We start from the raw sequence: 24562 nt of genomic DNA on the forward strand, positions 1-24562 counted from the left end.
GTCAGGATCTTTGGTCCGCGCTGTACGGGTTGTCCAAGAAGGCACCCTTGCCGGGAGAGTTCCGCCGGGGCAGCGCCTTCGTCCGGACACGCACCGTCATCGCATGTGCGGATAGCGGTGGTCGGTGGGCGGTACGAAGGTCTCCTTGATCGACCTGGTCGAGGTCCAGCGCAGCAGGTTCTGCGCGGAGCCCGCCTTGTCGTTGGTGCCCGAGGCCCGCCCGCCGCCGAAGGGCTGCTGGCCGACGACCGCACCGGTCGGCTTGTCGTTGACGTAGAAGTTGCCCGCCGCGAAACGCAGCGTGCGCAGCGCCCCGCTGATCGCCGCCCGGTCCTGGGCGATCACCGCGCCGGTCAGCGCGTAGGGTGCGACCGACTCCAGTTGCTCCAGGGTCTGCTGCCAGCGGCCGTCCTCGAAGACGTGCACGGCCAGCACCGGCCCGAAGTACTCGGTGGAGAACATCTCGTGCCGGGGGTCGGTGGCCATCACCACGGTGGGGCTGACGAAGTAGCCGATGGCGTCGTCGCAGTGGCCGCCGGCCACCAGATCCAGGCTGTGGTCGTTCCGGGCCCGGTCCAGCACGTCCCGGTTCCTGGCGTAGGCCCGCTCGTCGATCAGCGCGCCCATGAAGTTGGAGAAGTCGGTGACGTCCCCGACGCTGAGCCCGCGCACCTGGTCCAGGAAGTCGTCCTTCATCGCCCGCCAGACGCTGCGCGGGACGTAGGCGCGGGACGCGGCGGAGCACTTCTGGCCCTGGTACTCGAAGGCGCCGCGGATCAGCGCGGTACGCAGCACCGCCGGGTCCGCGCTGGGGTGGGCGACCACGAAGTCCTTGCCGCCGGTCTCGCCGACCAGGCGCGGATAGGCCCGGTAGCCGGAGATGTTGGCGCCGACGGTCCGCCACAGCTGCTGGAAGGTGCCGGTCGACCCGGTGAAGTGGATCCCGGCCAGCGCCGGGTGGCTCAGCGCCACCTGCGACAGCGCCTGCCCGTCCCCGGTGACCAGGTTGACCACGCCGGGCGGCAGCCCGGCCGCCTCCAGCAGCCGCAGGGTGTACCAGGCGGACAGGGTCTGCGTCGGCGACGGCTTCCAGACCACCGTGTTGCCCATCAGCGCCGGCGCGGTGGGCAGGTTCCCGGCGATGGCGGTGAAGTTGAACGGCGTGATCGCCAGGACGAACCCCTCCAGCGGCCGGTGGTCGCTGCGGTTCCACACCCCCGGGCCGCTGACCGGCTGCTCCTCCAGCAGCCTGCGGGCGAAGTGCACGTTCCAGCGCCAGAAGTCCACCAGTTCGCAGGGCGCGTCGATCTCGGCCTGCTGCACGGTCTTGGACTGGCCCAGCATGGTCGCCGCAGCCAGGGTCTCCCGCCAGGGCCCGGCCAGCAGGTCGGCGGCCCGCAGGAAGATCGCGGCCCGGTCGTCGAAGGACAGCTCGCGCCAGCCGGGGGCCGCGGCGAGCGCGGCGTCCACCGCCAGCTGGGCGTCCTCGCGGGTGGCATTGCCCATGACGCCCAGCTTGGCGCTGTGGTGGTGCGGCTGCGCCACCTCGATCCGGGTCCCGCCGCCCATCCGCTGCACCCCGCCGACGGTCATCGACAGCGTTGCGAACTCCCCCGCCTGCCGGGTCAGCTCCGCCTCGATCCGGGCCCGCTCGGGGCTGCCGGGGGCGTACCCGTGGATGGGCTCGTTCACGGGTACCGGAACCTGCGTGACAGCGTCCATATCGGTCATGCTGTCATGATTCGACCAGTTCTCTGGCGTAGCCGACGGCCTCGTCGAGAGTGTCGGCCACCGGAACTCCGACGGCCTCCAGGTCCCTGCGGGCATGCGCGCCGCCGGCGAAGAGCACCGCGTGCGCACCGACGTGCGCCGCGGCCCTGGCGTCGTCCACCACGTCGCCGATCAGCACGGTGCGGCTCGGCACGATGTCGCCGTGGGCGGCGAGCGCCTCCAGATGCCGGGCCAGATGCTCGGACTTGCCGCTGAGCCCGCCGGCGCTGACCCGGCCGTCGACCCGCAGGAAGTGCCGCTCCAGACCGAACCGCCGCACCAGCGGCACCAGCTCGGCGTGCCCGTACATCGACAGCAGCGACTGCGATCCGGACCAGTCCCGCAGCACCCGCTCGGCCCCGGCGGTCAGCCCGCAGCCGTCGCGGCGGTCGCTGTAGTGACGGTGGAACGAGGCGTCCATCCGCTCCCACTCCTCCGGCGAGGGCCGGCGACCCAGCAACGCCACGTAGAAGTCGATGACCGGTATCCGGTAGCGCTCGCGGTACTCCTCGACCGTCAGCGGGGCAAGGTCGATCTCGGCCATGGCGGCGTTGCTCGCCGCCACCACGGCCTCCACGTCGTCGAAGAGGGTGCCGTTCCAGTCCCAGACCAGGTGTGCGCGCATGTCCGCACGGTACCCGGCGACGGGGGCGGTCAGGCCAACAGGGAGGGGATCTCCTGGGTCGCGAACCACATCAGCTCGTGGTCCTCCGCGCCGTCGACGGTGAAGCGGGCGTCCTCGTCCCCGGCGTCGGCCGCGGCCACCGCCTCCGCCGCGGCCGCGACGTCCTCGCACACCTCGGGGTCGTCCGCGTCGGCGTGCACCGCGGCGGCCTTGGCCAGCCGCAGCGTCTCGGTGAGGGTCACCGCGCCGAGCTCGGCGGCGGCGTCCTGGTGCTCGGCGTCCACCCGCAGGGCCACCACCTGGTCCGGGACGTCCAGGGCGACGACCACCCGGCGGCGCGGGGCCTTGGCGTCCTCGGCCAGCAACCGCAGCGAGGACTGCGCGGCACGCACCAGGGCGGCGTACTCCAGTTCCTCGATGTCGTCGCTCAGGTACCACTCCCGCAGCGCCGGGGTGACCGCGTAGGCCCGCAGCGGCGCGGTGCCGAGTATTCCGTCGGCGTGCGCCTGGGCGAGTGCGTTCAGGGTGGTGGGGACGTACACGCGCATCGGGGCGCTCCGGGGTGACAGGGAGGGGGATGGATTCCGTCGTCCAGCATAGGCGGCGCAGGGGGTCGCTCATCGGCGCACACGAATGCCTTCGGAGAGTAACCGATTGAGTGCGATCAGATCGCTCTCAGTGATCGGCCCCGGCGAGGGGGGAGTACGACCACTGCGGTATCAGCCCAGCTCAGGCGCTTGTTTTCACTCGGATAGGTGAACTTGTCGGCTCTCGGCGACACCGGTGCCGATCCCTTGTCGCCGTCCGCCCCAGCCGGTACCACAGTCGGCACAGGCAGCACCCGGCAACGACGACGGGGGTGACCGTCATGGTCCAGACCGCACACCACGACAGCTCACGACACGACAGCTCACGACAGAACGCCGCGCCGACCGGGGTGCGGGTGGGGCGGGTGCACGGCGTGGGCGCGGTCCGGGCCCGGCCCGGCGGCGCCGCACCGACCCGCACCCGGGACAACGCGCTGGCCGGACACTACGCCCGGCGGCTGGTCGAGGTGCTCAGCGGACACCGGGTCTGCGACCAGCTCGCCGCGCTGACCACCGAGGACGTCTACGACGACGTCCGCACCCTGGTCCGGCGGCGGGCGCTGCGCGGCCCGGGCGACGCGCTGCCGGTGCTGGGGCGGGTCTTCGACGACTCCCCCGCGCCGGGCGTCCTGGAGGTCACCGCGGCGGTGGCACTCGGCGAGCGGGTGGAGATGCTGGCCTTCCGGCTGGAGCTGCGCCGGGTGCCACGCAGGCCGGAACCGGCATGGCGGTTCACCGCCCTGGAAACCAGGTGGTGAACCGCCATGCCGGTACTACTGCCGCGTCCTGTACCGCGGCGTCTTCTACCGCGGCGTCACTTCTTGCGGCGACGACCGCCCTTGGCGGCCTTGCGGCGCTCGGCGCGGGTGCCGCCCTCGCCGTCCACGGCGTCCTCGGGCTCACCGGTGGCGAAGTCGCCCTCGATCACGCCGCCCTCGCCGTCCACCGTGGGCGCGGTGTAGTGCAGCCGGTCCGGACGCTGCGGGGCCTCCAGGCCCTTGGCGCGCAGGGTCGGGCGGACGTCTTCAGGCGCCTTGTCGAGCTGGACCGCGTCGGCGGCGGCGTCCACCGGGACCTCCTCGACCTGCTGCTCGACCTGGACCTCCAGGTTGAACAGGTAGCCGACGGACTCCTCCTTGATGCCCTCCATCATGGCGGCGAACATGTCGAAGCCCTCACGCTGGTACTCGACCAGGGGGTCACGCTGGGCCAGCGCCCGCATGCCGATGCCCTCCTGGAGGTAGTCCATCTCGTAGAGGTGCTCGCGCCAGCGGCGGTCCAGCACCGAGAGCACGACCCGGCGCTCCAGCTCCCGCATCACGTTCTCGCCGAGCTGCTCCTCGCGCTCGACGTACTTCGCGTGCAGGTCCTCCTTGACGGCCTCGGCGAGCAGCTCCGCGGTCAGCGAGGAGCGGTCCCCGCTCTCGTCCTCCAGGTCTGCGACCGAGAGGCTGATCGGGTAGAGCTGGCCCAGCGCGGTCCAGAGCTTGTCCAGGTCCCAGTCCTCGGCGAAGCCGTCGGCGGTGGCGTTGGTCACGTACGCGTTGATGGTGTCGTCCATGAAGTGGTCGATCTGCTCGCGCAGGTCCTCGCCCTCCAGGACCCGGCGGCGCTCGCCGTAGATGACCTCGCGCTGACGGCTGAGCACCTCGTCGTACTTCAGGACGTTCTTGCGGATCTCGAAGTTCTGCTGCTCGACCTGGGTCTGCGCGGAGGCGATGGCGCGGGTCACCATCTTGGACTCGATCGGCACGTCCTCGGGGACGTTCGCCATCGACAGCACGCGCTCGACCATGCCGGCCTTGAACAGGCGCATCAGGTCATCGCCCAGCGAGAGGTAGAAGCGGGACTCGCCCGGGTCGCCCTGACGGCCGGAACGGCCGCGCAGCTGGTTGTCGATCCGGCGCGACTCGTGCCGCTCGGTCCCCAGCACGTAGAGGCCGCCCAGGCCCTGGACCTCCTCCTGCTCGGCCTTGACCGCGGACTTGGCCTTCTCCAGCGCGTCGCCCCAGGCGGCCTCGTACTCCTCCGGAGTGTCCACCGGGGAGAGGCCGCGCTGCGCCAGCTCGGCGGAGGCCAGGTGCTCGGGGTTGCCGCCCAGCATGATGTCGGTGCCTCGGCCGGCCATGTTGGTGGCCACGGTGACCGCGCCCCGGCGACCGGCCTGGGCGACGACCTGCGCCTCGCGCTCGTGCTGCTTGGCGTTGAGCACCTCGTGCTGGACGCCGCGCTTGCGCAGCTCCTGCGACAGGTACTCGGACTTCTCCACGCTGGTGGTGCCGACCAGGATCGGCTGACCCTTCTCGTGCTTGTCCACGATGTCCTCGACCACGGCCGCGAACTTGGCCGGCTCGGACTTGTAGATCAGGTCGGGCTGGTCGACCCGGCGCGGGTCCTTGTTGGTCGGGATCGGGACGACGCCCAGCTTGTAGATCTGGTGGAACTCGGCCGCCTCGGTCTGCGCGGTACCGGTCATCCCGGAGAGCTTGTCGTACAGGCGGAAGAAGTTCTGCAGGGTGATGGTGGCCAGGGTCTGGTTCTCGTTCTGGACCTCCACCCCCTCCTTGGCCTCGATCGCCTGGTGCATGCCCTCGTTGTAGCGACGGCCGGCCAGCACACGGCCGGTGTGCTCGTCGACGATCAGGACCTCGCCGTTCATGACGACGTAGTCCTTGTCCTTCTTGTAGAGCTCCTTGGCCTTGATGGCGTTGTTCAGGAAGCCCACCAGCGGGGTGTTCACCGACTCGTAGAGGTTGTCGATGCCCAGGTAGTCCTCGACCCGGGTGACGCCCTCCTCCAGCACGCCGACGGTGCGCTTCTTCTCGTCGACCTCGTAGTCGCGGTCGATCTTGAGGCGGTTGACCAGCTTGGCGAAGTCGCCGTACCACTTGGTCGCCTGGTCGGCCGGGCCGGAGATGATCAGCGGGGTACGGGCCTCGTCGATCAGGATCGAGTCGACCTCGTCGACCACCGCGAAGTTGTGGCCGCGCTGCACCAGTTCGTCCTGCGACCACGCCATGTTGTCGCGGAGGTAGTCGAAGCCGAACTCGTTGTTGGTGCCGTAGGTGATGTCGCAGCCGTACTGCTGGCGGCGCTCGGTCGGCGACATGTTCGCCAGGATGCAGCCGACCTCCAGGTCGAGGAAGCGGTGCACCCGGCCCATCCACTCCGAGTCGCGCTCGGCGAGGTAGTCGTTGGTGGTGATCAGGTGCACGCCCTTGCCGGACAGCGCGTTCAGGTAGGTGGGGAGGGTGCCGACCAGGGTCTTGCCCTCACCGGTGCGCATCTCGGCGACGTACCCGAAGTGCAGGGCGGCGCCGCCCATGATCTGGACGTCGTAGTGCCGCTGCCCGAGGGTGCGCTTGGCGGCCTCACGCACGGTGGCGAAGGCCTCGGGGAGGAGGTCGTCCAGCGACTCGCCGTCCGCGTACCGCTCCTTGTACTCGGCGGTGAGTGCGCGCAGCTCGGCGTCCGTGAGGTTGACGAAGTCCTCTTCGATGGAGTTGACCTGGGCGACAATACGGTTCAGCTTGCGAAGGATCTTGCCTTCGCCTGCGCGCAGGATCTTGTCGAAGACGGACACGTGGGCTGGCTCCTTGCCTGGGAGGCACTGGGCGGGCTGTGCACTGGGTTTCCGCGCACGGGCGATGGAGACCGACACCACCGCGTGGCCATCGTATGCGAGGAAACGAGCCGGTCGGGAGGTCCGTCAGCAGACCAGCTGGGTGTCACCCGTGCGAGTGGCATCCCCGTACACGCCCACATCGGGCATAACAGTCATTTCACCGAGAGGGCGGGACGCCGGGGACGATCTGATCGGATCGGGACGGTCCCGCTCCGGCCTGAGCGTGCATCGGTCAGCAGGTCTCCCGCCAGGAGTCCAGCGAGAGGTGCTTCAGGATCGCGCTGAACCGCAGCCGCGCCGCGTCCGCGCAGAAATCGCTGGTCGGCAGGGCGTACTCGGCCTCGAACACCGCCTTGCCGGCCGCGACGAAGGGGGTCAGCGCGTCGCACTCGTGGAACTCGGCGCACTGCTCGTCCACGGCGAAGTCGAAGTCCCCGACCAGGTCGGGCAGCTGGTCGAGGTCGTTCTTCAGGCCGACGGCCAGCCCCCGGGCATGCGCGAGTCCGGCCACCATCCGGTTGAAGGCCAGCTGGTCGTCGGCGGTGAGCGGGAAGCCGGTGTCGTTGGTGTAGCCGTCGACGTTGTCCGGCTCCACCGCGTCGAAGCCCTTGGCCCGGCACATGTCCAGGCGCGCCGACAGCAGCGGGGCCAGCAGCGCGCGCTGACGGATGTCCAGCCAGCGCTCCCCCGGCCAGCCGTTGTCGGCTCCCAGCAGCGCGGACGGGTACCGCCCGTGGTCCGGGCGGAAGTCCTCGTAGGCACCGGCGTTGAGGTAGCAGACGACCTTCCGGCCCTCGGCGTGCAGGGTGGCGACGACACCGGCGCCGACGTCGAAGCCGTCGACGTCGTAGACCGCCGCGTCGACCCCGGTGTCCACCGGACCGGTCAGCTGCCACTGCCAGCTGGTGCCGGGGCGCGGCTGCCAGCGGGCCGCGCCGCCGTCCGCACTGCCGCCGCGGGTCCCGCCGGCGCCCGGGGTCGTCGGGGTCGTGGTCGGCGGAGTCGGGGTCGGGCCGGGCACGGTGCCGGACGGTGCCGGGCCCGTGCCGGACGGCGGCCGCGCGGAGGACGGCGGTGACGGCGACTGCGGTGGCCGTGCGGCGGGTGCGTCGCAACCGGCCAGGAGCAGCAGCACCGCCAGGACGGCGGTGCTCACCGTGGCGCGGGCGGCCCGGCGGACGGCTGCCCGGCGGGCGGTACCGTCGGCGGTCGCGGCGGTGGCCCGCATCACCCGATCACCTCCGGGGCGGCACCGAGAAGCTGCGGCATCAGCTCGCCCCACGGGTTGCCGCCACTGCCCGGCGTGGCGTAGCTGACCGCGGCGTGCCGCTCCGCCGCCAGCGCCGCCACCTCGGCGCAGTGCGCCGCCGGGCAGCCGTGCACCAGGTGGCCGAAGCGCTCCGGCGGATGTGCGGCCACCCAGCTCGGCGGCGCGGCGGCGCTGCGGTAGCTCGCCCAGTCGCCCTCGAAGGTGATCACCAGGTCGGCGATCCCGGCGTAGCCGTCGTCCGGGTGCGTGCCCGGGTTGAGGACGATCCGGAGTGCGTCCAGCGAACGCGCCGCGATGGCGAGCCGGCGGTAGTGCGCCAGCAGGTCGGCGTCGGCGGAGACCTGATCGAAGAAGACACCGTCCACCTGGTACCACTCGCGGTGCGCGGCGACCTCCCGGGTCACCTCGTGGTGCCCGCGCCGGCCGTAGGCGGTGTCGACATAGCCGAGCACCGGTACCCGGGCGTCCCGCAGTGCCGCCGCCACCTCCTGGAACTCCGGCCGGGGCCGCAGGTCGGGGCCGCTGGCCGGGTTGAGGATCACCCCGGCCAGGGACGCGGCCGACGCCGGCAGCGCCCGCCAGGGCCCGGGTTCGGCACCGGGGTGCATATACGCGGGGACCAGCAGCGCGCCGGCCGTCCGCAACGGATCGCCGCTCATCGGTGCACCGTCACCCGCCCCAGCGTGCGGCAGGCGATCAGCAGCAGCAGCGCTGCGGCGACCGTTCCCACCAGGCCCTCGGCCACGCCTGCCACAGCCGCAAGGGCCGCCGGCAGGCAGACGCCGATGGCCGCCCACAGCGCCCCGGTGGCCTGCAGCAGCAGCGCGGTCCACAGCGCCGCGCCGAGCGCGAGCAGCGCGGGAAGCTGTCGGCCGAGCCCGTCACCGGCGGTGGCGGCGACCATCGCACCGCTGAGCACGGCCAGCACGCCCAGGTAGCTGCCGAGCCCCACCAGCACGGATCCGGCCGACAGCAGGGCGAAGCCCCGCACCGTCCTGGCCAGCCGCAGCGCCCCGTGCACCCGGTCCCGGTAGCCGTACAGCAGCCACTCGGCCGGGCCCATGCTGACCGTGAGCGCCACCGTGGGGGCCGGGTCGATCCGCCCCGCGTGCACCGCCACGCCCAGCGTGAGCAGCGACATCGCGACGCCGAAGAGCCCGTGCGGCAGCGAGGCCCGCAACGGCGGAACCGGGTCGACGGCGGCACCGGACCACCCGGCCTCCGGGGCTCCCCGGCCACGCAGGACGCTCAGCTCCCGCAGGGCCTCGCGGCAGGTCAGCGCCAGCGACAGCAGCAGCAGTGCGCTGGTGAGCGGCGACGGCCGCAGCAGCCCCAGCAGCACCGCCGCGCCGCACAGCGCGCCCGGCGCGAGCGCCCGCAACAGCACCGACTCACGGCCCAGCACCAGCAGGACGCAGGAGAAGGCCATCGAGCAGGACTGGGCCAGGCAGAACAGCAGCACCCCGGCACTGCCCCGCTCCCAGAGCAGCGCGGCCAGCACTGCGGCGCCCCAGCCGAGGATCACCCCGGTCCCGGTCCCGAGCAGCAGGCAGCGGGCGGCGGCGCGGCTGCCGCCCCGGCCCAGCCAGGTGTGGGTGCGATGGGCCAGCGCCTGGTTCCAGGCCCAGTGCACCAGCACGGACAGCGCCAGCGCGAAGGCACCGTGCGGCAGCCCGCAGGCGTCGGCCGGGCCGGCGAACAGCGGCCCGGCGAGCGGGAAGGCCAGGCCGGGCAGCGCGTACAGGACGCCGCGCAACAGGCTGCGGGACAGCGGCGCGGACCAGGGGGACGGCGCCTGCTCGGGCTCGGGGTAGCTGCGCGGAGTGTCCGCGTAGAGGTCCTCGGCGAGCTGGAAGGCGTCCACGCGCCCGTACCGGTGCTGGACCTGACGGTCGCTCATCCCCTCGGCCTCGATGGCGGCGGCGACCTCGAAGGGGTGCACCGCGGTCGCGGCCACCGCGCCGAAGCGCAGCGCCGCCTCCTCGACCGGATCCGCCGCCCGCTCGACCGGCACGGCCGCGAGCGGCGGTCGCGGCCGCCGCGGTGCCAGCGGGCTCAGCCGCAGGCCCGGAAGCAGTTCCAGGTGCGCGCTCATGCCGAGCACCTCGCCAGCGCCGGTTCGGCCGACGGGGACCAGGCGGCCGAGCGCGGATCGGCCGCCAGCGCCTCATAGACGCCGCGGAAGGTGGCGACCGTGCGTCCCAGGGTGAACCGGTCGATCACCCTGGTGCGGGCCGCCTCCCCCAGGGCGGCCCGCCGGGGCCGGTCCCGCAGTAACTCCAGCGCCGCCCGGGCCATCGCCTCCGGCTCGCGCGGCGGCACCACCAGGCCCGCGTCGGCGACCGCCTCGCGTACTCCGCCGACGTCGGTGGAGACGGTGGGGCGGCCGCAGGCCATCGCCTCGATCAGGCTGAACGGGAAGCCCTCGGAGACGCTGGACAGCATCACCACGCTGCCCGCCGCGTAGGCGTGCCGCACGGTGTCGATCCGCCCCTCGAAGACCACGGCCTCCTCCACGCCGAGCTCCACCGTCAGCTTCCGGCACCGCTCCAGGTAGACCTCGCCGCCGGCCGGCGCGGCGCCGAAGAGCCGCAGCCGGGCGTCCGGGAGCTCGGCCTGGACCAGGGCGAAGGCCTCGATCAGCGTCTCCAGGTCCTTGATCGGGTCGATCCGGCCGGCCCAGCTCAGGGTCGGTGCCTCGGGCTCGGGACCGGCGAAGGGGAACAGGTCCGGGTCGACGCCGTTGTAGACGGTGCGGATCCGCTGCGGATCGCAGCCGCCGCGCTCCTCCCAGCGCCGGTTGTAGCGGTTGCACGGCGTGATCAGGTCCGCACCCCGGTAGCCCTCGGTCGCGAGCAGCCGGAAGAAGCCGAGGATCAGCGCCTTGACCGGCCAGCGGTACGGCGCGCTGCGATAGCTCAGATAACGCTCCCGCAGGTAGATGCCGTGTTCGGAGAGCAGCAGCGGAACGCCGTGGAAGCGTCGGGCGGTCAGCCCCGGCAGCACCGCCAGGCCGCCGGTGACGGCGTGCGCCACACCCCGGCTCGGCGGCTGCACCGCCAGCGGCCGCAGCGCGTGCTCCAGCAGGTCGGTGGCCTGCAGCGCGTCGTGCACGGTGGGCCGGGCCTGATGGGTGGCCAGGAACGGCCGCCGCCACAGGGCCTGCAGCGAGCGCAGCGCGTCCTCGCCGCGCAGCGCGGCGGACAGGGAGCCGCCGGAGAGGGCGAACTCGGCGAGCTCGTACAGCTCGTCGGCGAAGTGGTGCTCGAAGTCGGCGTCGAGCAGCGACAGCAGGAAGCGCTCGTAGCCGGCCAGGAACCGGCGCAGCGCGCGCCCGCGCGGCGCCTTCCCCTGCGGGGTGCGCCCCCACAGCGGGACGGAGCTGACCGACGCGACGTTCGGCGGCAGCGCCCAGGCATGCGGTTCACTCCCGCTGCCGGTGATGCCGAGGACGTGGAACCGCACGTCGGGCATCCCGCGCACGAGCTGGTCGCACCAGACACTCACCCCGCCGTGCGCGTAGGGGTAGGTGCCCTCGGTGAGCAGGGTGACCTCGGGTGGTCCGTTCATGGTGCTGCAAGCCCCCTCGTGCCGCGGCGTGCTGAGTGGTCGGCAAGTCGTGGTGGTCGGCAAGTCGTGGTGGTCGGCAAGTCGTGGTGGTCGGCAGGTCGTGGTGGTCGGCGCGCTCCGGCGGTGCGCGGGCGGGCGGCAGCCACCGGGGGCGCCGGGGGCGCGCGACGCGCGCGGACCCCGGTGCCCCTCGGTGGTGCCACGGCTCGACGCCGGGCCGCCTACTTGCCAGTGAGCAGCTTGGCCACACCGGCCACGGTCAGCGGGACCAGTTGCAGCACGCCGTTCGGCACCAGCGGGGTGACCGTGCTGGGGGCCGGGGTCTTCCCGGTGCTGCCCGATGTGCCGCCGGCCGGTGCCGGGGCGGGGGTGGCGGGCGTGCCCGCCGTGCTGAGCCTCAGCGTCACCGCGCTCTGCAGCAGCCCGGGCTTCACCCAGCCGGACAGCTCACCGGCGTAGGCGCTGCCGACCGCGCTGCTGCCCAGCAACTGCTGCTGCACCGTCCCGGTGGGCACGGTGACCTCCGCGGCGACACCGCTCGGCGCGTTCACCGTGACGGTGCCGCCCACCCGGTAGGCACTCGCGGTGCCGGCCGCGACGGCGGCGGTCCAGGCGCTGCGCTGCTGCAGCTCCGCTCCGATGGCCGACTCACGCAGGTTGAGGATCGGCGTGTTGGCGGCGAACAGGTTGGCGTAGCTGCTGAAGATCTGGTCCAGCACCGGGTACAGCAGCCGGTCCTCGGTCAGGTTGGACTGGTGCGCGTAGGTCGGCAGCGGGCTGTTGTCGAGGATGTGCCCGAGGTCGATCCGGGCCTCCAGCGGGGTGATGTAGCTCGCGTATCCGGTGCTCTCGTCCAGTGGGGCGGGCAGGCAGGTGCTGGTCGCCGGGTTGGCCGTGCACAGGCCGCTGCCGCCCTGCGCGGTGCTGGTGTAGAGCCAGTTGTACTCGTCGACCTCGTCGGCGGTGTGACCGGCGTTGTAGAAGACGTTCATGGGGAAGCGGGGCACGGTCAGCGCCTGGCCCACCGCACGCTGGTTCGGCTCGCGGGAGTGGTCGCTGCCGGTCCACTTGACCCCGGTGGCGGCCAGTGCCGGGGCGAGGTTGGGGTTGTCCTGCGGCTGCTGCGGCAGGGTCGCCAGGCCGGAGTGCTCACCGGTGACCAGCTCGGTGGGGTCGATGGACAGGCCGTGGCTGTGGGCCCAGTCCTGGTTCTGCGTGATCGCGTCCTCGATGGTCTGCTCGCTGACCCAGGCGGTGCTGCCGTCCGGGTTGGCGGTGCAGGACCAGGGCACCGTGGCGGTGTTCTGCACGCAGCCCAGGAAGGGGTGGTCGTAGGTGTGGTTGACCCAGCGGAACGAGGACTGCGCGGACACCAGCGAGTCGGTCAGCGGGTCGTCCGCGCCGGTCGAGGTGATCTCGTCGCTGCCACCGCCGTTGAAGAGGAAGTCGAAGGTGAAGTTGTGCGCCTTCTCCCACTGCTGGGCATAGGTCACGTCGGCCGGGGTCATCCGGATCGTGGACTCGGCCGGGGTGCCGCTGCAGGCGGAGGCCGCGTCGCCGGGGGTGCACTTGGCGGTGCTGCTCCAGCGGTCGTCGCCGAGGAAGACGTCGTCCACGTGCTGCTCGTAGTAGTTGCGGTCGTAGCCGAGGTGGACGCCCTGGGTCATCCAGTCGACGATGCCGCGCGCCAGCAGCCGGTACTGCTGCTGGTACTGGTTGTAGGCGAAGGTCATGACCAGTTCGGAGACGCCGCCGTGGTCGTACTCCCCGGCCAGCACGCCCTGCGCGCCGCTGCCCGGGATGGGCTCGGTGACCAGCGGGGTGAAGCTGGCGCCGGGCGCCTGGGTGGCCAGCGGGGTGGCCAGGTAGCCCCAGCTCTCGATGACGCCGGGGTCGTTCTGCTCGAACGGCACACTGCCCTTGAGATAGCGGAAGTTCCCGGCCAGACCGGCCGCGGTGACCGTGCCGGTGGTGCCGTCCAGCGAACCGATGTAGCCGGGGTTGGCCGCGTAGTTGAGGCCGACGGCCGGCTGGGCGTAGGTGTAGGCGTCGACCTGGCGGATGCCGAAGGTCTGCTCGTAGCCGGTGATCGCCGCCATTTCGGCCGACGGAGCACCTGAGGGGCCTGCGGCGAACGGCGCGTTGTTGGGCAGCACCACGGCCTGGTACCTGGCCTCGGCCTGGCCGTTGGCGGCGGTGGTGCTGAGGAACGCCGCGTTGATCGTCGGCCGGTTGCCGTCGGACAGTTTCACCACCGTGTAGGGCATCCCGGTGATGTCCATCTCGTTCATGATCGCGGCGGTCGCCGGACCGCCGTCGTCCACCACCAGCACGCGCAGGTCGATGCGCTGTGTACTGGTGGCCGCCAGCGCCCCGGCGGCCGGTCCGATGGCTGCGATCAGTCCCGCCGCGGTGAACGCGGCGGCCCAACGGGTCGTACGACCCATGTCGTCCCCTCCTGCTGGCAGCGCCGCGATCGAATGCGGGCATGCCGAAGTACGGTGCGGCGCGGACCGGTGACGGCGCGCCTCGATGAATTGAGTGGATTTCCCCCGTCGCCCCCGCGACCTGCTCCCCGCGCCGCACATCCCCCCGCGTGAATCACCGGACGTACTCAAGTGACCGCAGTGCGTGGCGTCGTGACGCTCATCCTAGGAGCACGGTTCCGGGCTCCGCGGCGGTTCACCGTCCAGTGGGGGCAAACCTCACCCGTGCGGGTTGCCGATCGCGCAGTAGTTCCCCTGTGATCGCACGAAGGAGTGAACACGCAGGTCGGCATGGTTCACCGGGAGACCGGCCCGGACTGTCAGTGCCTGCTCCTAGGCTGGCCGTCATGACTGACGCATCAGCGGCCCCCGAGATCGGCACGGCCGACGCCCGCCGCATCGCCCTGCGCGCCCAGGGCCTGCTCGGCGCACCCGACCGGCGGGCGGGGGTGCGCGGAGTACTGCGACACCTCGGCGCGGTCCAGCTGGACACCATCTCGGTGCTGGCCCGCTCGCACGAACTGATCCCGTACGCCCGCCTGGGGGCCGTCGGGCGCGGCGCGGTGGAGTCCGCGTACTGGGGCGGCGGCACCTCCTTCGAGTACTGGTCGCACGCCGCGTGCGTGCTGCCGATCGAGGAGTGGCCGCTGTTCGCCTTCCGCCGCCGGGCGTTCCTGGCCCGCGGCCACCGCTGGCACCGGCTGGAGGACCCGGACCGCTCCTGCGCCGAAGTGCTGGCCCGGCTGCGTGCGGACGGCCCGCTGACCTCCACCGACCTCGGCGGGGCGAAGAAGGGCGGGGTCTGGTGGGACTGGTCCGAGACCAAGATCGCCGTGGAGTGGCTGCTGGACACCGGCCAGGTGGTCTGCACCGAGCGGCGCAGCTGGAAGCGCGTGTACGACCTCACCGAGCGGGCCGTGCCGGCCGGGCTGCTCGCCACCGAGCTCGACGACGCCTCCTGCCTACGGCAGTTGGTCCGCCAGTCCGGCATCGCGCTCGGCGTGGCCACCGCGAAGGACCTGGCCGACTACCACCGGCTGAAGGCCGAGCAGGTCGGCGCGGCACTGCCGGAGTCGGGGCTGGTCCCGGTCCGGGTGGCAGGCTGGGGCCGGAACGGCGCCGCGGCCGACGCCTGGGCCGACCCGGCCGCGCTCGCCGCCGAGCCGCGCGGACGGCACCGGACCACGCTGCTCTCCCCGTTCGACTCACTGGTCTGGGACCGGGCCCGGACCGAGCGGATCTTCGGACTGAGCCACCGGCTGGAGGCCTACACCCCGAAGGAGAAGCGGCAGCACGGCTACTTCGCCATGCCGCTGCTGGCCGGGGGCCGTCTGGTCGGCCGGGTCGACCCGGCCCGCGAGGGCCGTACCCTGGTCGCCCGCCAGGTCTCCCTGGACTCCGCCCGGGACCTGCCGGCCCTGGCCCTGGCCCTGCGCGAGGCGGCGGACTGGGTCGGCTGCACCGACGTGCGGGTGGAGCGGCTGCACGAGGAGGCGCTGCGCCCGGCCCTGCAGAAGCTGCTGGACGCCTGAGCAGCGGGGCGCCCGGCTCAGCCTATTTCCAGGATCTTCTCGCGCATCGCGTACACCACCGCCTCCATCCTGGAGTGCAGCTGCAGCTTCTCCAGGATGTTGCGGACGTGGTTCTTCACGGTGTTCTCGCTGATGAACAGCTGCTTGGCGATGTCCCGGTTGTTCAGGCCGGTGGCCACCAGCTTGAGCACCTCCAGCTCCCGGTCGGTCAGCCGGGGGGCCGGCAGCAGCCGGCGGTCGTCGGTCCGCTGCTGGATCATCGACTTGAACTCGGTGAGCAGCTTGGCCGCCATGGAGGGGCTGATCTGTGACTGCCCGTCAGCGACCGCGCGGATCGCGGTGGCCACCTCGTCGGTGGAGATCTCCTTCAGCAGGTAGCCGGTGGCGCCGGCCTTGATGGCCTCGTAGAGGTCGGCCTCCTCGTCGCTGATCGTCAGCATGATGATCTTCGTACTGGGGGCCACCTCCTTGATCGCGGTACAGGCCTCGATACCGCTGCGCCGCGGCATCCGCACATCCATGAGGATGATGTCGGGCAGCAGGTCGGCGGCCTTCTCCACGGCTTCGGCGCCGTCCCCGGCCTCCCCGACGACCTGGATGTCCTCCTCCTGGGCCAGCACGATCTCCAGGCCGCGCCGGAAGAGCGCGTGGTCGTCCACGACCAGGACCCGGATCGGCTCCACCGGGTGTCTCGGGCCGTCGAACTCCCGCGCCTCACCCCGCCGATCGTCCCATCGCTCCACCATCCGGTCCTCCCCCTCGGCTGGTCCGGCTCCTGCCGTAATGATTCCACGCCGAGCACCGCCCGCGATCACCTCGCCCGCACCGGTTCCCCCGGAAGTGTCACGGCGTGGCGCGGGGGCGCGGTGCCCGGTGGCACCGCGCCCCTGTTGCCGGACGGGTTGCGCCGTTCCGCGCCGTCCCGCGACCGCTCTCCGGACTACGACTGGCCCTCCAGCTTGAGGTGGATCACGCCGTAGTCGTAGCCGTGTCGCCGGTAGACGACGCTCGGCTGGCCGGTGTCGGTGTCCATGAACAGGTAGAAGTCGTGGCCGACCAGTTCCATCTCGTAGAAGGCCTGGTCCAGGGCCATCGGCACGGCGGCGTGGGTCTTCTCGCGCACGATCAGCGGCCCGTCGCCCTCGATCTCCAGGGAGCCGATCTTCGTGCGCTGCACGGGCTCGGCCAACTCCTCGGCGTCGGCCACGTCCGGTGCGGACAGGCGCGCGGTCGCCTCCGCGACGCTCATCGGCGAACGCGGGCCCTTGTGCACCCGCCTGCGGTCGGCCACCTTGCGCAGCTGGGCGTCCAACTTCGCCGTGGCCAGGTCCAGCGCGGCGTACGGGTCGGGCGCGCTGGCCTCGGCCCGGATCACCGGTCCCCGGCTGTGGAGCGTGATCTCCACCCGCTCGCAGCGTTCCGCCTGCCTCGGGTTCCGCTCCTTGGAGAGCTCCACGTCGAGGCTGATGACCTTGCCGTCGAGCTTCTGGATGTGCTCCAGCTTCTCGCCCACGTGCTTGCGGAACCGCTCGGGCACCTCGGTCTTGCGACCCTTGACGACGATGTCCACGCAGATCTCCGATCCCTTGGCCTGACGCCTGCGGACGCGCAGGTCCGCACGGCCCATCGAGTACGCAGCGCCGCCCGCTCGGGATGGGCGGGACCGCCCCTCACAACCCTTCCTCCCCACTGGATGCGGTGGGAACCCCATGGAACAACGGTTCCCGCCAATCCGCCCGCCCGGAGCGGGGGAGGTCGGCGTGATCGGGACGACTGTGACGTTCCACAACGCACTGACCTCCCAAATTCGCGGCACGGCGCCGGCTTGTACAGTCCTGGCGTCATTCCTACCCCCGTACGGATGAACGCACGGTAAAACTCAGCCAACCTGCGTCCCACTACGCGACTGTGGTGCCCCACCCTGCCCCGGTTCCCGCCCGACTCCCAGGAGGCCCGGTGACCAGCCTCTCGGTCCAGTTGTTCGACGCCGCCCTGGACCTGCTGGTCCCCGCCCGCTGCGTCGGCTGCCAGGCCCCGCACACCCAGCTCTGCGCCCTGTGCCGGGCCGATCTGGAGGACGCCCGGCCCGCCCCGGCGCGCCCCCGGGCCGCGCCGCCGGGGCTGCCCGAGGTCTTCGCGGCGGTGCACTACGAGGGCGCGGCCCGGCAGGTGCTGCTGGCGCACAAGGAACGCGGCGCGCTGCGGCTGGCCCGCCCGCTCGGGCTGGCCCTGGCCGGGGCCGTCACCGCCGCCGTGCCCGGGTCGGCCGCCAGCCGCGCCGCCCCGCTGCTGCTGGTGCCCATGCCCTCGACCCGCGCCACGGTACGGGCCCGCGGGCACGACCCGACCCGTCGGCTCACCCTCGCCGCGACCGGCGCGCTGCGCCGCGCGGGGATCCCGGCCCGATTGCTGCCCGCGCTCCGGCACGGGCGCGCCGTCGCGGACCAGTCCGACCTGGGCGCGGCCGAGCGGCTCCGCAACCTGCACGGCGCGCTGACGGTCCGCTCCCGGCACCGCGCGCAGCTCGGCCACGGCCGGATCATCCTGGTCGACGACCTGGTGACGACCGGAGCCACGCTGGCCGAGGGCGCCCGCGCGCTGGCGGCGGCCGGCGGCGACGTGCTGGCCGCCGCGGTGGTCGCCGCCACCGTGCTGCGCGCGCGGACGGACCGGTCGGGCGCCCACCTGCCCGCGCCGGAGGAGTCACCGGCGGACCGGCCCCCGGGCGGGGCGCCCCCACCGGACCGGCCCGCGTCCGCCCGGGCTCAGCCCGGGTAGCTGGGCATCGGCGTGGTTCCGGCGCCGGTCTGCGGCAGCAGCACCCAGGTGTTGCTGCTCGGCTGCCAGCGCATGATCTTCCCGCCGTCGGCGGGGGTGTTGGCGTAGGCCAGCAGCGGCGCGGTCGGATCCTGCTGCAGCGCGGAGATGCTCTGGATGCCGTCCGTCGCCGACGGCGGCTGCGGGCCGGGGATCAGCGCCGAGGAGCCGTCGATCTGCTGCACCGTCAGCCCCTCGGCGGACAGTTCGGACCGGCCCAGCACGATGACGCTGTCACCGTCCACCCAGGACACCGCGTTGATGGTGGACAGCGACGGCGCGATGGACTGCAGAGCCTCGATCGTCAGCTGCGGCTGCTGCGGGGTCCCGGTGTAGTGGACCCGGCCGATCTGGACGCTGCTCCGGCCGTCACTGCTGACGGTCAGGGCGATCCGGGCACCGTCCGTCGCCACCCGTACCCCGGTGACCTGGCCGTGCAGGCCCTCGACCGCGACCGGCAGCAGCATCTGCCCCACCAGCGCCTTGACCGAGCCGGCCCCGGAGCCCTTGTCGACCATCCACAGTGTGCCGGTGCTGTCCCAACTCGGTGATCCCAGCTGCACGTTGCCGGGCACCGCCTGCCTGGTCGGCTCGGTCGCCGAGTTCAGGTTGCCGAGATACAGCCGGCGGCCGTCCTGGGTCAGCAGCGCCACATCGCCACTGACGCCCGGCGAGACCGCGAATCCGCTCACCACCCCGGCGGCGGTCGGCAGTTGCGCGCCCGCAACGGCCCGGGCCGCATTGCCGGACCCCATGTCCAGGCTCTTCAGGTGCCCGCCGGCGTCCAGGTAGTAGCTGGTGTCGCCGGCCGGCGGAAAGGCCGACGAGTTCCTCGACGAGCCCTGGCAGCGGGCGGAACCGTCCTTGCCGTCGTAGAGCGTGACCGACTTGACCGGCTGCGGCGCCTGGTCCAGCTGCTGGGTCGGCACCTGCGAGAGCGTGGCGAAGAACTGGGAGGCCATCAGCACACAGTCGGGATGGTTGGTCCTGATCACGTCCGCGGCCGGGCCCTGCAGATGGATGTCGACGTTGCCCTGGTCGCCGGAGGCCAGCGACTGCGGCCCGTCGATGCTGCTGCCCGCGGGGAAGTCCTGCTGCACCACATGCTGCAGCCAGTCGCTGGGGCCCGTCAGCAGCGCGTTGGCCGCCGAGGTCAACGGGTCGATCCGGCCGCGCAGATAGACCGGCTCCGGCACCAGCGGGTACGTGACGGCGTCCACGCCCTGCCGGGCCGCGGGGTAGTAGAGGTCGACCGACTCGTATATCCGCTGGAAGTCCGACTGGTTGATGATCACACCGGGCTGCAGGCTGTCGATCCGCCAGCGCTTGTCCTTGCCCCGGACGAACTCGAACTTCCGGCTGATCGGCTGCCCGTTGCCGGGCGCGTAGGCGTTCTTGGCGTCGAGGGTCCCCAGCTCGCGACCCTCGACCTGCAGGGTCACCCGGCCACCGGCCACGCTCCCGGCCACCAGGGTGGGCTGGGAGACGCTGTCCACGATGGCCACCTGGTCCTGCGGGCTCCAGGCGGTTCCGGGGTCGAGGTACTCCTTCGCCGTGTGGTAGTCGGCCTCGTCCGCCACCAGTCCGTCGAGAAAACCGGACAGCAGCTGGTCCGGACTGGCGTCCGGCGACGGGGGCACCGCCACCACCACGACCTGTGAGTTCTGCCCGCCGGTCTGCTCGCCGCCGGTGGGACGCGGCGGCGCGCCGGAGTCCGGCATGGTGGCGCAGCCGGCCAGCAGCAGCGCGACACCCAGCGCCCCCCACCCCGTCGCGCTAGACCTCCTGCTGCCCCGCACCCTCATCCCGCCCCTCCTTCGACACCACGACCTGTGCGCCGGTGGCGCCGTACCCGGAAGCCGCCCTGACATCCGAGGGATCGCTGGCCGGCCCCCGGCCGGGCACGCCGGGAAGCACCGAACCGTAGCCGAGCACCCCGCCCAGCCCCGAGCCGAGACCCGCCCCCAGCACCGGCTCGGCGGAGCCCGCGTCGTGCGGCGCGCCGTCCAGGGCGGTGGCCCCGGCCGGACGCACCATCCGCCGGTACGGCATCCCCGGCAGCGCCAGTCCCCGGTTGCCCAGCGAGTCCTCCGGCTCCAGCGGGATCGGCGAGCGGACCAGCTCCGCGCCCGCGTTGCGCGGCACGGTGAGCCGGAACTGCGAGCCACCGCCCGGTTCGCCCCAGGCATGCAGCCAGCCGCCGTGCAGCGCGGCATCCTCGAGCGCGATCGACAGACCCAGTCCGGTGCCGCCGGTGGTCCTGGCCCGCGCCGGATCGGCCCGCCAGAACCGGTTGAACACCCGGGACGCCTCGCCGGGCTTGAGCCCGATCCCGTGGTCCCGCACCGCCACCGCCACCGCGCCGCCGCTGGCCGCGAGGCGCACCTCGATGTCCCGTCCCTCGCCGTGCTCCAGGGCGTTGACCACCAGGTTGCGCAGGATCCGCTCGATCCGGCGCGGGTCCACCTCGGCCACCACCGGCTCGTCCGCGCCGCGCACCACGACGGCGCTGCCCTTGGTACGCGCCAGCGGCTCGGCCGAGTCGATCACCCGGCCCACCACGTCGCGCAGGTCGGCGGGCTCGGCGTCCAGGATCGCCGCACCGGCGTCGAAGCGGCTGATCTCCAGCAGGTCCGCGAGCAGCGACTCAAAGCGGTCCAGCTGGTTCTGCAGCAGCTCGGCGGAACGTTCCGCCGCCGGGTCACCGAAGTCCTCGCGGGACTCGTAGAGCAGGTCCGCGGCCATGCGCACGGTCGTCAGCGGTGTCCGCAGTTCGTGCGAGACGTCCGAGACGAACCGCCGCTGCACCCGGGAGAGCTCCTCCAACTGCCGGATCTGCGCCTGCAGCGCCGCGCCCATCCGGTTGAAGGACTCCCCGAGCCGGGCGATGTCGTCGGTACCGGAGACCTTCATCCGCTCGTCCAGCCGCCCGTCGGCCAGGCGCTCGGAGATCTCCGCAGCCATCCGCACCGGCGTCACCACCTCGCGGACCACCAGCCAGGAGATCGCACCCATCAGGATCACCACGAACACCCCGGCTATCGCCAGGGTCTCGGTCACCAGGTTGAGGGTGTTGGTCTCCAGGTTGAACGGAAACAGGTAGTACAGCTGGTAGGACTGGGGCTGGCCGCCGACGGTGGTCTGCACCGTCAGCTGCTTGCCGATCACCAGCCCCGGAACTCCCTCGCTGGAGTTGAACGGGTAGATCGTCCCGTACTCGACATGCTGGGTACTGGGGTCGGACTGGACCTGCTGCCGGAACTGCGGGCTGATGCTGCGGTCGGGACTGACGTCCCCGGCGCGCCAGAAGCCACGGAAGCCCGGGGGCGGCACCATGCCCACCACGTCGTACTGGCCGGCGCCACTGCTGGCCAGGAAGTGGACCTGCTCGGTCAGCAGCGTCCCCATGTCCAACGGCGTCCCCCCGGTGCCGGTAACGCCCTGGCCGCCGACCGCGGCGCCGATGGAGTGCGTGAGGCTGTCGGACGGACCCACCTGGAGCTGCGCGGCCGCGAAGCCGCTGCGGGCCTGGTTCTCGGCGGCCTCCTGCTTGGCCAGCAGCAGCCCGTTGCGCACCGCGCTCATCACCACGACGCCGAGGACGATCACCACGGCGATGGTCAGCAGCAGCGTGGTCGCGACCACGCGCAGCTGGATCGACCGCCGGTAGACGCTGGTCAGCCGGCGCAGGGGCTGCCGCAGACGGCGGGGCAGCAGCAACGGCAGCAGCGGCCGCCGGCGGCCGGCCGCGGCAGGGGTCCGGCCGCTCATCTCAGCTCGGTCCCGCCTTGTAGCCGACGCCGCGAACCGTCACCACGATCTCCGGACGCTCCGGGTCCCGCTCGACCTTGGAGCGCAGACGCTGGACGTGCACGTTGACCAGCCGGGTGTCGGCGGCGTGGCGGTAGCCCCAGACCTGCTCCAGCAGGACCTCGCGGGTGAACACCTGCCAGGGCTTCCGGGCCAGCGCGACCAGCAGGTCGAACTCCAGCGGGGTCAGCGGGATGCTGCGGCCCTCGCGCTTCACCGAGTGCCCCGCCACGTCGATGACCAGGTCACCTATGGCCAGCTGCTCGGGGCTCGGCTCCTCGGCCCGGCGCAGTCGCGCCCGCACCCGTGCCACCAGCTCCTTCGGCTTGAAGGGCTTGGTCATGTAGTCGTCCGCACCCGACTCAAGACCGACCACCACGTCCACGGTGTCGGTCTTGGCGGTGAGCATGACAATTGGTACGCCCGACTCAGCACGGATCTGACGGCACACGTCGATCCCGTCCCGGCCCGGCAACATCAGGTCGAGCAACACCAGATCCGGCTTCACCTCGCGGAAGACGGCCAGAGCCTTGTCGCCGTCAGCGACAAAAGACGGCTCAAAACCCTCCCCCCGCAGCACGATGCCAAGCATCTCAGCCAGAGCAGTGTCGTCATCGACGATCAAGACGCGTCCCTTCATGTCTCCCATGGTCTCATTCCGGAAACGTGACCTGGGGCACAGCGACAGGAGACATCCGCCACTCGCCCGAGTTTCTCTCCCATCAACATGGACATATCGCACCAAATCGTGATGTTCATCTCGATCACCGCACTGCCGGATCGGGACGTGGATCATCATCGGGACACCGAAATGGCGAAAAAGCACCCACCGGACCCCATCCCGGCCGCACCCCGGTGTCCGTCGATCAGCGCCCGCCACCGCTCTTGACCGCTCTTGTCCACGGCCCGCGCCACCGTGAAACGATGGCTGGCGCACCACTCCACACCTCATCGGCTGCGCCGTGCAACAGAGATGGACCTACAAATGACCGACACTCCGAGCGAGCGTCCCGACGAGCCCGCCGCTCCCGAGTCGGCCACCCCCCAGGAGGCCCCCGCACCCCCGAAGCGCGCCTACGCGCGCGTCGCCGGGAGTGCCCCGACTCCGGCCACCGCACCCGGCTGGGGACAGGCGCCCGCACCGGCTCCGGGCTGGGCCTGGGCCGGCGGCTGGTTCCCGCAACCCGGCATCATCCCGCTGCGTCCGCTGCTCGTCGGCGACATCCTCACCGCCAGCTTCGGCTTCCTGCGGCGCTACTGGCGGGTCGCGCTCGTCATCTCCGGCTGCGTCGCCCTGGTCTCCCAGGCCGGACTGACCGCCGCCGGCTACGCCCTGGGCCAGGACGGCAGTTCCTTCACCGTCCCGTTGTCCTCGGGCGACTCCACCGAAAATCTGCGCCAAGCCGTCTCTGTGCTGTCCAGCGCGGGCTCGTTCCTCGCCGTGACCGCGGCCATCGGTCTGGTCTGCGGCGCCGTGGCCTCAGGGCTGCTGACCGTCGTGGTGCGCAGGGCGGTCCTGGGGCGGCCGGCGAGCCCGGGCGAGGCCTGGCGGGAAGCCCGGCCTCAACTGCCGAAGGTGTTCGCGGTCGGCGTCGTCACCGCCGTCATCAGCGGCGGCATCGTCGCACTGTCCGTCACACCGGCCATGATCGCCTCCGCCGCGGGCAGTTCGACGGCGACCGTGGCCAACCTGACCACCCTGGTCATCCCCGGCCTGGTGGTCGCGCTGTGGGCCTACGTCAGCCTGAGCCTCGCCGCACCGGCGCTGATGCTGGAGCGCCAGAGCATCCGCGAGGCCTTCGCCCGCTCCATCCGCCTGGTCCGGGGGGCCTGGTGGCGGATCTTCGGCATCACCATCGCGGTGGGGCTGCTGACCCTGATCATCAGCGGGTTCATCAGCCTTCCGTTCTCCATGGCCGGCACCCTCCTCTCCGACGCGACCGGTGCGGCGAACCCCGCCGACACCCTGGCCACCGCACTGACCAGCGGCATCGCCGGCTTCGTGGCCTCGACGCTGACCGTGCCGGTGTCCGCCGCCGCGTCGGTGCTGCTCTACATCGACCAGCGCATCCGGCGTGAAGCCCTGGACATCGACCTGGCGGCTGCTGCGGGCGTCCCCAACTACGGTTCCCCTGCTGCCGTGTAGGGACTTCGCACGACTCATCGCCCCGGTGTCACGGACAACGTCACCGGGGCGGTTCCATGGGGCGGTTCCCTTGCCCAGGAGAACACCGGAACACCGCCGAAGCGCATGCCCAGGTAGTCGGCAGCCCCGGCAAGCATGTCGACCAGGGCAACCGCATCGTCCAGCCCTGGGGCCCTGGGCCGTTGAGGACACCGGTCCCCCGCAGGTCCCCGTGCGACGGACATCGCACAACGCAGAAAGGCCCCCTGACCTATGGTCAGGGGGCCTTCTGTTAATGGTTGTTCGGCGGTGTCCTACTCTCCCACAGGGTCCCCCCTGCAGTAC

At 72.0% G+C, this 24562-nt stretch carries 18 protein-coding genes; 4 read left to right on the forward strand and 14 right to left on the reverse strand.

Annotated elements, in window-relative coordinates; genetic code table 11:
* Positions 1-96: 96 nt before the first annotated feature.
* Genes pruA through ABH925_RS27500 form a run of 3 tightly spaced genes read right to left on the reverse strand, consistent with a single transcriptional unit; the run spans position 97 to position 2943 of the window.
* Complete coding sequence (gene pruA / locus ABH925_RS27490; protein ID WP_370151889.1) at positions 97-1722, reverse strand: L-glutamate gamma-semialdehyde dehydrogenase; 1626 nt, start codon at positions 1720-1722, stop codon at positions 97-99.
* A 13-nt stretch (positions 1723-1735) separates the two neighbouring features.
* On the reverse strand, positions 1736-2395 hold the full coding sequence (locus ABH925_RS27495) for an HAD family hydrolase (RefSeq protein WP_370151891.1): 660 nt from the start codon (positions 2393-2395) through the stop codon (positions 1736-1738).
* A gap of 29 nt (positions 2396-2424) precedes the next feature.
* Positions 2425-2943 carry a hypothetical protein gene (locus tag ABH925_RS27500; RefSeq protein ID WP_370151892.1) on the reverse strand — a complete coding sequence of 173 codons (519 nt, stop codon included), beginning with the start codon at positions 2941-2943 and terminating at the stop codon, positions 2425-2427.
* A gap of 320 nt (positions 2944-3263) precedes the next feature.
* Between ABH925_RS27500 and ABH925_RS27505 the strand changes: the two genes are divergently transcribed.
* Complete coding sequence (locus ABH925_RS27505) at positions 3264-3740, forward strand: Rv3235 family protein (RefSeq protein WP_370151894.1); 477 nt, start codon at positions 3264-3266, stop codon at positions 3738-3740.
* A gap of 56 nt (positions 3741-3796) precedes the next feature.
* Here ABH925_RS27505 and secA read toward each other — a convergent pair whose 3' ends face one another.
* The 6 genes from secA to ABH925_RS27535 all read right to left on the reverse strand — a co-directional run bounded on the left by secA (position 3797) and on the right by ABH925_RS27535 (position 13894).
* A complete protein-coding gene (gene secA / locus ABH925_RS27510) occupies positions 3797-6565 on the reverse strand; it encodes a preprotein translocase subunit SecA (protein WP_370151896.1) in 2769 nt (922 codons plus the stop codon).
* Positions 6566-6839: 274 nt separating this feature from the next.
* Positions 6840-7835, reverse strand: a complete 996-nt coding sequence (locus ABH925_RS27515; RefSeq protein WP_370151898.1) for an endo alpha-1,4 polygalactosaminidase — start codon at positions 7833-7835, stop codon at positions 6840-6842.
* On the reverse strand, positions 7835-8536 hold the full coding sequence (locus ABH925_RS27520; RefSeq protein ID WP_370151900.1) for a spherulation-specific family 4 protein: 702 nt from the start codon (positions 8534-8536) through the stop codon (positions 7835-7837). The genes ABH925_RS27515 and ABH925_RS27520 overlap by 1 nt, the downstream gene beginning before the upstream one ends.
* Complete coding sequence (locus tag ABH925_RS27525) at positions 8533-9972, reverse strand: hypothetical protein (protein WP_370151902.1); 1440 nt, start codon at positions 9970-9972, stop codon at positions 8533-8535. The genes ABH925_RS27520 and ABH925_RS27525 overlap by 4 nt, the downstream gene beginning before the upstream one ends.
* On the reverse strand, positions 9969-11447 hold the full coding sequence (pelF, locus tag ABH925_RS27530; protein ID WP_370151904.1) for a GT4 family glycosyltransferase PelF: 1479 nt from the start codon (positions 11445-11447) through the stop codon (positions 9969-9971). The genes ABH925_RS27525 and pelF overlap by 4 nt, the downstream gene beginning before the upstream one ends.
* A gap of 221 nt (positions 11448-11668) precedes the next feature.
* A complete protein-coding gene (locus tag ABH925_RS27535; RefSeq protein WP_370151906.1) occupies positions 11669-13894 on the reverse strand; it encodes a hypothetical protein in 2226 nt (741 codons plus the stop codon).
* A 386-nt stretch (positions 13895-14280) separates the two neighbouring features.
* On the opposite strand from ABH925_RS27535, the gene ABH925_RS27540 reads away from it, so the two are divergent.
* On the forward strand, positions 14281-15465 hold the full coding sequence (locus ABH925_RS27540) for a winged helix-turn-helix domain-containing protein (protein ID WP_370151908.1): 1185 nt from the start codon (positions 14281-14283) through the stop codon (positions 15463-15465).
* Positions 15466-15482: 17 nt separating this feature from the next.
* On the opposite strand, the gene ABH925_RS27545 is transcribed toward ABH925_RS27540, so the two are convergent.
* Positions 15483-16211 (reverse strand): response regulator, encoded by a 729-nt coding sequence (locus ABH925_RS27545; protein WP_370151910.1) that lies wholly within the window; start codon positions 16209-16211, stop codon positions 15483-15485.
* A gap of 194 nt (positions 16212-16405) precedes the next feature.
* Complete coding sequence (gene hpf / locus ABH925_RS27550) at positions 16406-17035, reverse strand: ribosome hibernation-promoting factor, HPF/YfiA family (RefSeq protein WP_370151927.1); 630 nt, start codon at positions 17033-17035, stop codon at positions 16406-16408.
* Between the two features lie 386 nt (positions 17036-17421).
* Between hpf and ABH925_RS27555 the strand changes: the two genes are divergently transcribed.
* Positions 17422-18243, forward strand: coding sequence for a ComF family protein (locus ABH925_RS27555; RefSeq protein WP_370151912.1), 822 nt, complete (start codon positions 17422-17424; stop codon positions 18241-18243).
* Here the strand turns inward: ABH925_RS27555 and ABH925_RS27560 are convergent.
* The 3 genes from ABH925_RS27560 to mtrA are packed head-to-tail and all read right to left on the reverse strand — an operon-like array spanning position 18231 to position 22732.
* Positions 18231-20003: an LpqB family beta-propeller domain-containing protein gene (locus ABH925_RS27560; RefSeq protein ID WP_370151914.1), complete on the reverse strand. Its 1773-nt coding sequence runs from the start codon at positions 20001-20003 to the stop codon at positions 18231-18233. The genes ABH925_RS27555 and ABH925_RS27560 overlap by 13 nt on opposite strands.
* 55 nt (positions 20004-20058) lie before the next feature.
* Positions 20059-22053 carry an MtrAB system histidine kinase MtrB gene (gene mtrB / locus ABH925_RS27565; protein ID WP_370151915.1) on the reverse strand — a complete coding sequence of 665 codons (1995 nt, stop codon included), beginning with the start codon at positions 22051-22053 and terminating at the stop codon, positions 20059-20061.
* Between the two features lies 1 nt (position 22054).
* A complete protein-coding gene (gene mtrA, locus ABH925_RS27570; protein WP_370151917.1) occupies positions 22055-22732 on the reverse strand; it encodes an MtrAB system response regulator MtrA in 678 nt (225 codons plus the stop codon).
* Between the two features lie 345 nt (positions 22733-23077).
* On the opposite strand from mtrA, the gene ABH925_RS27575 reads away from it, so the two are divergent.
* Complete coding sequence (locus ABH925_RS27575) at positions 23078-24238, forward strand: hypothetical protein (RefSeq protein WP_370151919.1); 1161 nt, start codon at positions 23078-23080, stop codon at positions 24236-24238.
* Positions 24239-24562 lie beyond the last annotated feature (324 nt).

The sequence above is a fragment of the Streptacidiphilus sp. EB129 genome, assembly GCF_041262645.1.
Classification (GTDB): domain Bacteria; phylum Actinomycetota; class Actinomycetes; order Streptomycetales; family Streptomycetaceae; genus Streptacidiphilus.

Excerpts from the sequence above, each read along its gene's own strand:
- pruA (WP_370151889.1), bottom strand. The coding sequence starts at position 1,722 with ATGGACGCTGTCACGCAGGTTCCGGTACCCGTGAACGAGCCCATCCAC.
- ABH925_RS27495 (WP_370151891.1), bottom strand. The coding sequence starts at position 2,395 with ATGCGCGCACACCTGGTCTGGGACTGGAACGGCACCCTCTTCGACGAC.
- ABH925_RS27500 (WP_370151892.1), bottom strand. The coding sequence starts at position 2,943 with ATGCGCGTGTACGTCCCCACCACCCTGAACGCACTCGCCCAGGCGCAC.
- ABH925_RS27505 (WP_370151894.1), top strand. The coding sequence starts at position 3,264 with ATGGTCCAGACCGCACACCACGACAGCTCACGACACGACAGCTCACGA.
- ABH925_RS27515 (WP_370151898.1), bottom strand. The coding sequence starts at position 7,835 with ATGCGGGCCACCGCCGCGACCGCCGACGGTACCGCCCGCCGGGCAGCC.
- ABH925_RS27520 (WP_370151900.1), bottom strand. The coding sequence starts at position 8,536 with ATGAGCGGCGATCCGTTGCGGACGGCCGGCGCGCTGCTGGTCCCCGCG.
- ABH925_RS27525 (WP_370151902.1), bottom strand. The coding sequence starts at position 9,972 with ATGAGCGCGCACCTGGAACTGCTTCCGGGCCTGCGGCTGAGCCCGCTG.
- pelF (WP_370151904.1), bottom strand. The coding sequence starts at position 11,447 with ATGAACGGACCACCCGAGGTCACCCTGCTCACCGAGGGCACCTACCCC.
- ABH925_RS27535 (WP_370151906.1), bottom strand. The coding sequence starts at position 13,894 with ATGGGTCGTACGACCCGTTGGGCCGCCGCGTTCACCGCGGCGGGACTG.
- ABH925_RS27540 (WP_370151908.1), top strand. The coding sequence starts at position 14,281 with ATGACTGACGCATCAGCGGCCCCCGAGATCGGCACGGCCGACGCCCGC.
- ABH925_RS27545 (WP_370151910.1), bottom strand. The coding sequence starts at position 16,211 with ATGGTGGAGCGATGGGACGATCGGCGGGGTGAGGCGCGGGAGTTCGAC.
- ABH925_RS27560 (WP_370151914.1), bottom strand. The coding sequence starts at position 20,003 with ATGCCGGACTCCGGCGCGCCGCCGCGTCCCACCGGCGGCGAGCAGACC.
- mtrB (WP_370151915.1), bottom strand. The coding sequence starts at position 22,053 with ATGAGCGGCCGGACCCCTGCCGCGGCCGGCCGCCGGCGGCCGCTGCTG.
- mtrA (WP_370151917.1), bottom strand. The coding sequence starts at position 22,732 with ATGAAGGGACGCGTCTTGATCGTCGATGACGACACTGCTCTGGCTGAG.
- ABH925_RS27575 (WP_370151919.1), top strand. The coding sequence starts at position 23,078 with ATGACCGACACTCCGAGCGAGCGTCCCGACGAGCCCGCCGCTCCCGAG.